The 11,645-nt window shown below is 73.5% G+C and carries 6 protein-coding genes; 4 read left to right on the top strand and 2 right to left on the bottom strand.

Annotated features, from left to right (window positions below):
• Positions 1–63 precede the first annotated feature (63 nt).
• Both OHS59_RS27340 and OHS59_RS27335 read right to left on the bottom strand, forming a co-directional pair.
• Positions 64–1,302: a protein kinase domain-containing protein gene (locus OHS59_RS27340; RefSeq protein WP_328496011.1), complete on the bottom strand. Its 1,239-nt coding sequence runs from the start codon at positions 1,300–1,302 to the stop codon at positions 64–66.
• A 166-nt stretch (positions 1,303–1,468) separates the two neighbouring features.
• The gene (locus tag OHS59_RS27335) at positions 1,469–3,154 is read right to left on the bottom strand and encodes a serine/threonine-protein kinase (protein WP_328496010.1); all 1,686 of its coding nucleotides are present in this window, start codon (positions 3,152–3,154) and stop codon (positions 1,469–1,471) included.
• 426 nt (positions 3,155–3,580) lie between these two features.
• On the opposite strand from OHS59_RS27335, the gene OHS59_RS27330 reads away from it, so the two are divergent.
• The 4 genes from OHS59_RS27330 to OHS59_RS27315 all read left to right on the top strand — a co-directional run bounded on the left by OHS59_RS27330 (position 3,581) and on the right by OHS59_RS27315 (position 11,642).
• Positions 3,581–7,450 carry an FHA domain-containing protein gene (locus tag OHS59_RS27330; RefSeq protein WP_328496009.1) on the top strand — a complete coding sequence of 1,290 codons (3,870 nt, stop codon included), beginning with the start codon at positions 3,581–3,583 and terminating at the stop codon, positions 7,448–7,450.
• A gap of 503 nt (positions 7,451–7,953) precedes the next feature.
• Positions 7,954–9,342, top strand: coding sequence for an ABC transporter substrate-binding protein (locus OHS59_RS27325; protein ID WP_328496008.1), 1,389 nt, complete (start codon positions 7,954–7,956; stop codon positions 9,340–9,342).
• A 9-nt stretch (positions 9,343–9,351) separates the two neighbouring features.
• Positions 9,352–10,704: a carbohydrate ABC transporter permease gene (locus tag OHS59_RS27320; RefSeq protein WP_328496007.1), complete on the top strand. Its 1,353-nt coding sequence runs from the start codon at positions 9,352–9,354 to the stop codon at positions 10,702–10,704.
• 59 nt (positions 10,705–10,763) lie between these two features.
• Positions 10,764–11,642, top strand: coding sequence for a carbohydrate ABC transporter permease (locus OHS59_RS27315; RefSeq protein WP_328499379.1), 879 nt, complete (start codon positions 10,764–10,766; stop codon positions 11,640–11,642).
• Positions 11,643–11,645: the final 3 nt, after the last annotated feature.

Here is an 11,645-nt window from a genome sequence, read left to right as displayed (position 1 = left end):
GCAGCCCCCATGCGTGGTCGGGAACGGGAAGGGGCGGCGGGGGCGAGGAAAAGCCAGGTCCGGTCAGGGTGCGGCCGGGGACGACCTCTCCGTGTCGTGGGGAGGCTCCGCGTCGTCCCCCGACGTGGCGAACCACGCGCCACCCCCTATCGCGGCGACCAGCGCCACTCCCGCCACCCCCAGGGTGATCCGCCGCCGCCGGGCGGAGGCCCGATGCCGCGCGGACCCCGGCCGAGGCGCCCCCACCGCCCGAGGAGCCCGCGCCGTACCGAGCGCACCCCCCGCCAGCTCGTCCGGCCCGGGCACCCGCATCGACGTGTGCGTGTCCCGGTTGGAGTCGGGCTTGGCCCCCGGCACCAGCGGAACGGCGCCCCGCCGCACCCGCTCCCGCGGAGCCTCCGGCTCGGGCGCCGCGACGGCCTCGTCGTAGGAGCCGTCCGACTCCCCGTCCGGCTCGTCGACGTCCAGCGGCGGCATCCCCGCGAGCAGGGGCAGCTGCTCGCGCAGCCGCTCCCCCAGCTCGGACGCCCGCAGCCGGGACGCCGGCGCCTTCGCCAGGCACTGCACGAGCAGCTGCCACAGCTCTTCCGGGATGCCGGGCAGCGGCACGACGGTCTCGGTGACGTGCCGGCGCAGGACGGCCCCCGGATGACCGCCGCCGAAGGGGGTGAACCCGGCGAGGAGCTCGTACAGCACGGTCGCCAGGGCGTAGATGTCGACGGCCGCCCGCGGGGGCAGCCCCTCGATGATCTCGGGCGCCAGATAGTCCGGCGTACCGATGATCTTCGTCGCCCGGGTGCGCCTCGGTGAGTCGATGAGCTTGGCGACTCCGAAGTCCGTGAGCAGCGCGGGGTGCGAACCGCCGGGTCCGAGCGGCCCCTGCATGTCGAGCAGCACGTTCTCGGGCTTCACGTCCCGGTGCACGACTCCCGCCGCGTGCGCCGCGGCGAGCCCGTCCGCGACGTCGGCCACGATCGCGACGGCGGACTCGGGCGCGAGCCGCCGCTCCCGGTCGAGCCGGGTGCGCAGGTCCGTGCCGCGCACGAGGTCCATGACCAGTGCGAGGTCGGTGCCGTCGACGACGAGGTCCCGCACGGAGACGACGTGCGGATGGTCCAGGCCCAGCAGGGCCGTCCTCTCCTGCACGAACCGTCCCACCAGCTCCTGGTCGGACGCCAGGTCCTCGCGCAGCAGCTTGATGGCGACGGGCCCCTCGGGCCCCTCACCCAGCCACACCGTGCCGGCGCTGCCCCGTCCCAGGATCTGGTGCGCGGTGTACCGGCTGCCGATCTTCCGTACCAAGACTGCTCCTACGGGCGCGTGTTGGCGACAAAACTACGCGCCCCGAGCACCAACCTTCACTTCCGCGACGGAAATCACCCCCCAGGTGTCGACAAATCCCCAGAACCGCAGCGCGATTCCGGGGATTCGGAGGGAGCAAGCTCGTGAAACGACCGCTTCAGGAACCTCAGCCGAGTCTCCCGACCCACTCGGAGACCTTGTCGTACCAGTCCCCCAGCTGCTGCCAGTAGCCCTTCGACGTCCCGATCCAGCCCTGGAGCGGGCTGAACTCCCAGATCGCCCAACCGGCCACGACCAGGATGAGGATCGTGAACAGGCACCCCTTGAGGCAGCCGAGTCCGGGGATCTTCATCGGGTTGGCGCTGCGCTGCCGGGGCTCGCGCGGCGGACGCGGCGCGGGCTGCTGGGGCTGTTGCGGCGGCGGGGAGTACCGCTGCGGCTGAGCCTGCTGCTGCGGTGCGTATCCCTGCGGCTGCTGGCCCTGCTGCGGGTAGCCGTATCCCTGCTGGTTCTGCGGCGGCTGCTGGTTCCGCTGCCTGCGTTGCCCGCGCGGCTGCGGCTGCTGGGGCGGCGGCTGTTGCGGCTGCTGCTGGGGCGGGCGGGCGACCTGGCGCTGCGGACGGCGCCGCAGCGGGTCCTCGTTCGGGTCGAGGTACGACTGCACCTGCGTCGCCTCGTTGCGGTCGCGGGCCGCGCGCAGCTGGTTCTGCCAGGGGTGCGGGTCCTCGGGGCCCGCCCCTGGCTGGTTGGGCGGCACCGGCGGCATCACCGCGGTCGGGTCGGCCGCTCCGCGGTGGGGCAGCACGGCGGTGGGGTCGGCCGCGCCCGCGCCGGTGTGCGGCAGGACGCTGGTCGCGCCGTTCGGGTCGTACGAGCCGGCGCCCTGCGGGAGCACCTGGGTGGGGTCGGCGGCGCCGAAGTCGCCCGGCACGGCGGCGGGCGCCGGGTCCGGGGTGAGGAGTACGCCCACGGCCTCGGCGGCGGCGATCTGCGCGGAGTTCGCGTGCACCCCGATGCCCTGGGCGACCGTACGCAGGCCGCGGGCGAGGTTCTCGGCGCTGGGCCGCTCGTCGGGGTTCTTGCGCAGGCAGCGCTCTATGACGGTCCACAGCGGGTCGGGGACCGTGGAGGGCCTGCGCGGCTCGGCGCTCAGGTGCTGGTGGAGCACTTCGAGGGCCGATCCGCCGCCGAACGGCGGACGGCCGGTGACCAGCTCGTACAGCATGATCCCGGCGCCGTAGATGTCGACGGCGGAGGTCTGCGGGCGGCCCTCGGCGGACTCGGGCGCCACGTACGCGGGCGTGCCGACGAACTCGTGGGTGCGGGTCAGACCCGGGGAGTCGGCCAGGCGGGCGATGCCGAAGTCCGTCAGCATCGGGTGCATCTGGCCGTTGAGCTGCTGGAGCAGGACGTTCGCCGGCTTCAGGTCGCGGTGCACGACGCCGTCGGCATGGCTGGCGGCGAGCGCGTCGGCGACCTGGGCGGTGAGGAGGGCCGCGGCGACCGGCGAGAACGGGCCGTTCTCCCGCAGGTAGCGGTGCAGGTCGGGACCGTCGATCAGGTCCATGACCAGAGCCAGCAGATCGCCCTCGACCACGAGGTCCCGTACGCGCACGATGTTCGGGTGCGTCAGGCGGAGCAGGACGGAGCGCTCCCGCAGGAACCGCATCACGATGTCCGGATCGCCGGCGAGCTCCTCCTTGAGGACCTTGATCGCCACGGTCTCGCCGGGCTGACCTGCCACGGCCGCCTCGGCGCCCGCGGTCTCGCGCTGGCTGGCCCGCCAGACGGTGCCCGTGGCTCCGCGCCCGAGCGGTTCCTCCAGGAGGTACTTGCTGCCTACCGGCCGCACGTCATGCGCTCCCTGCTGCTTGCTTGCCTGGTCCGTCCACCGCGCTACGGGTGGTTCCGACCCACTGTAATGCCGCCGAACACGGCACCGGGCTGTCGTCGTGCTGCGGTTTTCTCAGCTCCACCCACCCATGCATTACGTGGGACTTTCCCGTATGTGTTCGATGAAAAGACGCTCGGTTCGGGTGCTTTGGTTGCCGGATCTTGACGTGACCGATCTCAACCGGGCACTGGTCAGGCACTTTTGCGGGCAGAGCCGACCAATCAAGATCACTTGTTTGTCGAGGACGGGCGTGTTGTCGGTCTCAGGTGCGAGGATGCTTTCCGTACTGGCCGACGTGCCCGTGCGCGGTGGGGGAATCTGCGGTGGGGGACCGCGGGAGCGCCCCGTCGCGGGCGCCCGCGACAGAAGGGACCGCTGACGGCGATGCAGATCCGGCTGACCGTCGTAGACCCGCTGGGGACGCGCCCCGACGGACGCCCCGCGTCCTGCGACGTGCTGGTGACAGCACCCGCCGGGACCGCGCTCGCGGCGGTGGCCTCCGGCCTCGCCTCGGCGGTCGGGGGCGAGGGCCCCGGGGTGCTGTACGCGGACGCGGAGCGGCTCGACGCACAGCGCTGCACGCTGGGTGAGCCCCCTCTGATGGACGGCGCCGTGCTGTCCCTGGGGTCCCCCGCGCAGCCCGGACCCGATGTCGATCCCGCGGCGGCGCAGCTGCGTGTGGTCGCCGGGCCCGACGCCGGGGGCGTCCATCTGCTGCACGGCGGCCGGATCGACATCGGCCGCTCCGCCGACGCCGACGTACCCCTGGACGACCCGGACGTCTCCCGTCTGCACTGCGCCGTGACGGTCGCGGCGGACGGCCATGTCTCGGTGGCGGACCTGGGCTCCACGAACGGCACGATGCTGGACGGCAGGCGCGTGGGCGAGCGCCCGGTGCGCTTCGCTCCGGGGGCGCTGCTGCGGGTGGGCGAGTCGGCCCTGCGGCTGGCCCCGGCGGGCGAACCGGCCGACATCCGGGAGACCGCCCCGGACGGCGAGGGTCATGTACGGGTGGTGACGGTCACCGAGTCCTCCGGACGGGGACGGCAGTCGGCCGCTTCCGGGCGTCCCGGAGCGGGACAGGAACACGCACAGCGCCAGGGGCTGGGACAAGGGCAGGGCCGGGACCAGGGACCGGGGCAGGAGCAGGGCCGGGACCGGCGGCAGGAGCCGGAGGGCGGGCGGCAGGAGCCGGGGGCCGGGCGGCAGGACCAGGGGTGGAATCCGGCCACTTCCGGTGCCTCCGGTGCGACCGGGAGCGGCGCCGGAGCCGCTTCCCGGGACGCCTCGGGTGCCGGAGGCGCGAGGGTGCCTCGCGCGCGGGACGGCGACTCCCCCGGGGCCGCCAGGGGCTCGGGGGACTCCGAGGGCTCCCGCTCCCAGGTCGCGCCGCCGTCCGGCGAGACCCATCACGGCTACGGCACGGCGGGGTGGGGCGCCGCCGGGGGCGGGGTCCCAAAGACGCAGGAGCACCTGCCGGCGGGGCCGCACGTGGTGCCCGGGCAGGGCTCGGCACCCCGGATCGAGCACACGGACCCCGGGGATCCGTTCGAGGAGGGCCCCGACGTCCAGGGGCCGGGTGAGGGCAAGCGGAAGGGCACTCCCCTGCGGGGGACGCCCGTGCCGCGCGGCACACGCAAGCGCGGCCTCTCCGCCTGGGCCCGCCGACTGGCCGGTGCCCGGAGCGAGGACGAGTACGGCGACGAGGCCGAGTACGACCCGTACGAGTCCTACGAGGCCCCGTTCGCCGAGCCCGTCGCCCTGGGTGTGCCCGAGCCCGAGCGGTGGCCGGATCCCGCCGCTCTGCTGCTGTCGGCACTCGGACCGGGGCCGCGGCTGTGGGAGCGCGGACCGGGGCACCCGGAGGCCCTCACGGTCCGGCTGGGCACGGTGGACCGGAGCACGCCCGACGGCTCCGGGCTGCTGTCCGCGGTCCCGGTGACCGCCGGGTTGCGGGAGGTCGGGGCGCTGGGTCTGGCCGGACCTCGCGAGCGCCTGTCGGGGCTCGCGCGCGCGGTGGTGGCCCAGCTCGCCGCGCTGCACTCCCCCGACTCACTGGAGATCACCCTCCTCAGCACCGACCGCTCGCGGTCCCTGGAGGAGCGCACCGCCGAGTGGTCGTGGCTCGGCTGGCTGCCCCACCTGCGTCCCACCCACGGCCAGGACTGCCGTCTCCTCCTCGCCTACGACCGCGAGCAGGCGACGGCGCGCACGGAGGAGCTGATCCGCCGCCTGGAGGACCACCTGACGGAGGCGGGACGCGCCGCCGAGAGGGGCCACGGGCCCCGCCCCGGCGCGGGCTCGCCGGACGACAGCGGAGCCTTCGCCCCCCGCCGGGGGACCCCGGCGGGGGGCAGGGACGGCGGAGACACCCCCGCCGGGGCCCACGCACCGGGTCGGGGCGGTGGCCGGGACACCCCCGGCGCGTACGACCGCGACGCCTCCGCGCCCTCCCCGGGGGCACAGGGGACCCCGGGTGGCCACCCCCTCGCCCGCGACGCCAACATCACGCATCTGGGACTCCCCCGCGGCGGCACCCAGGCCGACGAGTCGCGAGGAAGGTCCGGGCGGCCTTCCTGGGCGCGGTCGGACGACCCCGCCCGGGCCGGCTGGTCCGGCCCCCACACCGTGGTCGTGGTGGACGGGGACCCCGGGTCGGCGGGTGTGCGGGAAGCCGTGTCACGGCTCGCGGCCGAGGGTCCCCAGGTCGGGATCCATGTCATCTGTCTCGCCGAGACACCGGCCGCGTCGCCCGCCTCGCCCGTGATCGACACGTACGAGGCGGCCTGCGCGGTGTCGCCCGCGTTCCGCGAGTGCGGGGCCGTCGCGCTGCTCAGCGGCGATGTGGCGACGGCCCTGCGTCTGCTGCGCGTGGCGGCCGGCGCACCGGCGCACGGCACATCGGGCGGGTCGGGCACCTCGGGCACGCCGGGCGGTCCCGTCGGCCACGGCACGGTCGCCGCCGTGGACGCCGTCTCCATGGCGTGGGCCGAGCGCTTCGCCCGGGCCCTGGCGCCGCTGCGCGCGGAGGGCGGGGCCGGTGAGCGGCACACCCGCGTGTCGGCACCCCTGCCACAGGCCGCGCGGCTGCTGGACGAGCTGGGCCTGGCGAGGGCCACCCCGGCGTCCCTGATGACCCGTTGGGCGGACGCGGCCGACGACACGGAGGCGTTCGGCGGCCGGGCCACGGCCGTGCTCGGCGCCGGGCCGCGCGGCCCCGTCGGCGTGGACCTCGTGGGCGAGGGCCCGCACCTGCTGATCGAGGGCCCCGCGGGCAGCGGGCGCACCGAGCTGCTGCGTTCCGTGGCCGCGTCGCTCGCCGCCGCGGAGCGGCCCGACCGGCTCGGCATCGTGCTGGTCGACGGCCGGGACGGCACGGGCACCGGTGGCTCGGCGGCGCGCGGGGACGGGCTCCAGGTCTGCACGGACCTGCCCCATGTCACGACGCATCTGGGCGCCCACGATCCCGTACGGATGCGGGAGTTCGCGCAGTCCCTGTCCGCCGAGCTGAAGCGGCGGGCCGAGCTGCTCGGGCGCCTCGACTTCACCGAGTGGCACGCCGGCCGGGAGGGGTCGGCCCGGGTCGTCGCCCAGCGGTCGGCGGGGGCGTCGGGCAGGCAGGCCACGGGGTCGGCGGCGAGTTCCGCGGCCGGTGCCGGGGATCTCGACACGTCCTCCAGTTCGACGCTGCGGCTGCGGCCCGCCGCGGCCCGGCCCCGTCCGGAGGCGGGGCCTCCGCTGCCCCGGCTCGTCATGATCGTCGACGATCTGGACGCGCTGCTCTCCCCCGCGCTGGGCTCCCCCGGCCGGCCGGCCGCCGGTTCCGTCGTGCGGGCCCTGGAAGGGGTCGCCCGGGACGGTGAGCGGCTCGGGGTGCATCTGGTGGCGGCGACCGGCGGCGGTGTCCGTACGGACGAGACGGAGCTGGCCCGGCGGGCCGGGCTCCGGGTCGTCCTCGAAGCGCCCGGGGTCGGGGCGGAGGAGCCGTCGCCGGGACGGGGCAGGCTCGGCGGGGTGGGGCCGGGTGGACGGTCCGTGCCCTTCCAGGGCGGGCGGGTCACGGGGCGCATTCCGCGTACGGCGACGCTGCGGCCCACGGTCGTGCCGTTGGAGTGGGCTCGTATGGGGGATCCGCCGGCGCGGCGGCCCGTACGCGAACTGGGCAACGGCCCTACGGATCTGGCCCTGCTGGCCAGTGCCCTGGAGCGGGCGGCCCGCTCGGTCTCGGCGGCGGAGGTCCCCTCGCTCCTGTAGCCACCCCTTTCCCTGGGGGCTGCCACCCCTTTCCCTGGGGGCTGCCACCCCCAGGCCCCCGCATCGCGCTGAACGCGCTCGTCCTCAAACGCCGGACGGGCTGAAAACCCCAAGGCCGCAGCCCCGCTCTTCAGGGGCGCGGGGAACTGCGCGGCCAGCCCCCACTCACCCGGACCCGACAGCACACCCCACCGGGCCTGGGGCGCAGCCCCGCTTTTAAGGGGCGCGGCGAACTGCGCGGTGAGCGCCCGGTGGACCGCAGCCGACGACACGCGCCGCTGCCGGACGCAAGTCCCCACGTCACGACGCGGTTACGATCACGGCCTTGACAGCGCAGGCGCCCTTGCCGCCGCCGAGCGGACGGGCGTAGACCAAGAGCGCACGGGACAGCGCCAGCCCCTGCCGTCAATTCCCGCCTGCCGCCCGGCCCGCCCTTCCCACCGGGCGGACGACGGGAACGTGACGACAGGACCTCGGACGTTCGACGGAGAACGGGGCACACCATGCGCAGCAGCACTCTTCGTATCAGCAGGTCGCACAGGAGGAGCGGGTCCGCGAGGGCCGCGGCTGCCGTCGTCGCGGGGGCGATGGCGCTCACGCTCACGGCATGCGGCGGTGACGACGACAAGAAGGACGACGGCGGCGACAGCGGGAGCGGAGCCGCCTCCAGCGTTCAACTTCCCAAGCTCGACGGCCAGAAGCTTGAGGTGGCGGCCGTGTGGACCGGGCCCGAGCAGGACAACTTCACCGCGGTCCTGGACGAGTTCGAGAAGCGGACGGGCGCGGAGGTCGCCTACGTACCGACCGGCAACAACACCTCCACCTTCCTGGGCACGAAGATCGAGGGCGGCAAGCCGCCGAACGTGGCGTTCCTCCCGCAGGTCGGTGTGCTCCACCAGTTCGCCCAGAAGGGCTGGATCAAGCCCATGGGCACCGAGGCGCAGGCGCAGCTCGACAAGAACTTCTCGAAGGGCTGGCAGGACCTGGGCGCGTACGAGGGCAAGCAGTACGGCGTCTACGCGAAGGCCGCCAACAAGTCGCTGGTCTGGTACAACACGGCGGCGTTCGAGGCGGCGGGCATCACCGCGGAGCCCAAGACCTGGGACGAGTTCGTGCAGACCGCGCAGACCCTGTCGGACGCGGGTTCGCCCGCGGTCTCCATCGGCGGGCAGGACGGCTGGACCCTCACCGACTGGTTCGAGAACGTCTATCTCTCTCAGGCGGGGCCGGAGAAGTACGACCAGCTGGCCAAGCACGAGATCAAGTGGACGGATCCGTCCGTGAAGGAGGCCCTGACCACGCTGGCCCAGCTGTGGGGCAAGAACGACCTGATCGCGGGCGGCAGCGCCGGCGCGCTGCGCACCGAGTTCCCGAAGTCGGTGACGAACACCTTCTCCGGTGACACCCCGGCGGGCATGGTCTTCGAGGGCGACTTCGTCGCGGCGAACATCAACGCCGACACGAAGGCCGAGATCGGCACGGACGCCAAGGTGTTCCCGTTCCCGGCGGTCGGCGACCGGTCGCCGGTGGTCAGCGGCGGTGACGTGGCGGTGGCGCTGAAGGACGACAAGGGCTCGCAGGCCCTGCTGACGTTCCTGGCGTCGACCGACGCGGCCGAGATCTGGGCGGCGCAGGGCGGCTTCATCTCCCCCAACAAGGAGATGAACGCGGACAAGTACAAGGACGACGTGGCGCGGGACATCGGCAAGGCGCTGCTGAAGGCGGGCGACTCCTTCCGCTTCGACATGTCCGACCAGGCTCCGGCGGCCTTCGGCGGTACCGAGGGCACGGGCGAGTGGAAGGCGCTGCAGGACTTCCTGAAGACCCCCTCGGACGTGGCGGGCGCGCAGCAGGCGCTGGAGACGTCCGCCGCCAAGGCCTACAAGGGCTGACGGCCGCCGATGTCGTCGCAGGTCGCGACGGCGGGGGGCCCGGCGAACCCGGTGCCCCCCGTCGGCAAACGCAAGAGTGTGATCGGCACGCGGTGGTGGGTGGCGGGTCTGTTCCTGCTGCCGGCGATCGTGCTGCTCGGCGCGCTCGTGGTCTACCCCATCGGGTACTCGGTCTGGCGCAGTCTGTACGACGCCGACGGTTCGGGCTTCGTGGGCCTCGGGAACTACGGCGACCTGTTCAGTGACGACGCCACCTTCACCGCGGTCAAGAACACCGCGATCTGGGTCGCGGTCGCCCCTGCGCTGGTCACCGGGCTCGGTCTGGTCTTCGCCGTGCTGACCGAACGGGTGCGCTGGTCCACGGCGTTCAAGCTCGTCATCTTCATGCCGATGGCGATCTCCATGCTCGCCGCGGGCATCATCTTCCGGCTCGTGTACGAGGCGGACCCCGACCAGGGCGTGGCCAACGCCGTGCTGGTGGGCGTGCACGACACGTTCGCCGAGTCGTCGGTCTATCCGAAGGCGCGGCCGTCCACCGAGAGCGGCCTCAAGGCGTCCGGCGGGGGCTCGTTCACCGCCGCCGGCACGCTGGAGGCGGGCTCCCCGGTCCTGGTCCCGCTGGTCGGCATCGCCCCGAACAAGGTGCCCGGCGACCCCGGGGACGCCAAGGCCGCCGAGTCCTCGGGCGACGGCGTGACCGGCACGGTCTGGCTGGACTTCAAGCTGGGCGGCGGCGGTGAGAAGGGCGCCATCGACGCGGGCGAGAAGGCGCTGCCGGGCATGAAGGTCGAGGCGGTCGAGGACGGCAAGGTGGTGGCCTCCGCGAAGGCCGGCGCCGACGGTACGTTCACCCTGCCGGCGTCCGCCGAGGGCGCTCAGCTGCGGCTGCCGTCGTCGAACTTCGCAGAGCCCTACAACGGCGTCGACTGGCTGGGCCCGAGCCTGGTCACCCCGGCCATCATCGGCTCGTACGCCTGGATGTGGGCGGGTTTCGCGATGGTGCTCATCGCGGCGGGGCTGGCCGGGGTGGACCGCAATCTCCTTGAAGCGGCCCGCGTCGACGGCGCCAACGAGTGGCAGGTGTTCCGCCGGGTCACCGTGCCGTTGCTCGCGCCGGTCCTCGTCGTCGTCCTGATCACCTTGATGATCAACGTGATGAAGATCTTCGACCTGGTCTTCATCATCGCTCCGCAGCCCAGCAAGGACGAGGCGAACGTGCTGGCGCTGCAACTGGTCAACGCCTCCTTCGGCGGCGGCAACAACCAGGGGCTCGGCAGCGCGATCGGCATCGTCCTGCTGCTGCTCGTGATGCCGGTGATGATCGTCAACATCCGCCGACTGCGGAAGGAGCGTCGACGGTGACCACATCCTCCGTACCTCTGAAGGGACCCGGGGACTCCGGGGAGCCGGGAGAACCGCCCGTGGCCCCGGACTCCTCCGGTCCGCCCAGGCGCTCGCTCGGCTCCCGGATCGCGAGCGCCGCGGGAGGCGGCGCGGTGCGGGTCTTCCTGATCCTGGTCGCGCTGCTCTGGGTGACGCCGACGGTCGGGCTGCTCGCCTCGTCGTTCCGCGACCCGACCGACATCGCCGCCTCCGGCTGGTGGGACGTCTTCAGCAAGCCGTCCCAGCTCACCACCGAGAGCTACTCGACCCTGCTGGGCAAGGAGGAGATCACCGACTCCCTGCTCAACACGGTGTACATCACGGTGCCGGCCACCGTCCTGGTCGTCGTGATCGGCGCCATGGCCGGATACGCCTTCGCCTGGATGGACTTCAAGGGCCGCGACTGGTGGTTCGTGGCCGTGGTGGCGCTGCTGGTGGTGCCCGTCCAGATCGCCCTGATCCCGCTGGCCGACCTCTTCGGCGACCTGGGGATCTTCGGCAGCGTCATCGGTGTCGTGCTGTTCCACGTGGGCTTCGGCCTGCCGTTCGCGATCTTCCTGCTGCGCAACTTCTTCGCGGAGATCCCCCGTGAACTCCTGGAGGCGGCGCGGCTCGACGGAGCGGGCGAGACCCGGCTGTTCGCGACGGTCATCATGCCGCTGGGGGCGCCCGCGATCGCCTCGCTCGGCATCTTCCAGTTCCTGTGGGTGTGGAACGACATGCTGGTGGCGCTGATCTTCTCGGACTCCGGCTCCCGGCCGCTGACGGTCGCGCTGACCGAGCAGACGCGGCAGTTCTCCGGCAACATCGAGACGCTCGCGCCCGGCGCGTTCATCTCGATGGTGATCCCGCTGGCCGTGTTCTTCGCGTTCCAGCGGCAGTTCGTGTCCGGAGTGATGGCGGGGGCGGTGAAGTAGCTG

Origin of the sequence: Streptomyces sp. NBC_00414, from assembly GCF_036038375.1 — a bacterium.
Lineage (GTDB): Bacteria > Actinomycetota > Actinomycetes > Streptomycetales > Streptomycetaceae > Streptomyces.
Note: the sequence above shows the minus strand (reverse complement) of the source record. Positions and strands in the feature narration are given on the sequence as shown.

Bases quoted from the DNA above. Each gene is read 5' to 3' on its own strand.
- OHS59_RS27330 (WP_328496009.1), top strand. From the start codon at position 3,581: ATGCAGATCCGGCTGACCGTCGTAGACCCGCTGGGGACGCGCCCCGAC.
- OHS59_RS27320 (WP_328496007.1), top strand. From the start codon at position 9,352: ATGTCGTCGCAGGTCGCGACGGCGGGGGGCCCGGCGAACCCGGTGCCC.
- OHS59_RS27325 (WP_328496008.1), top strand. From the start codon at position 7,954: ATGCGCAGCAGCACTCTTCGTATCAGCAGGTCGCACAGGAGGAGCGGG.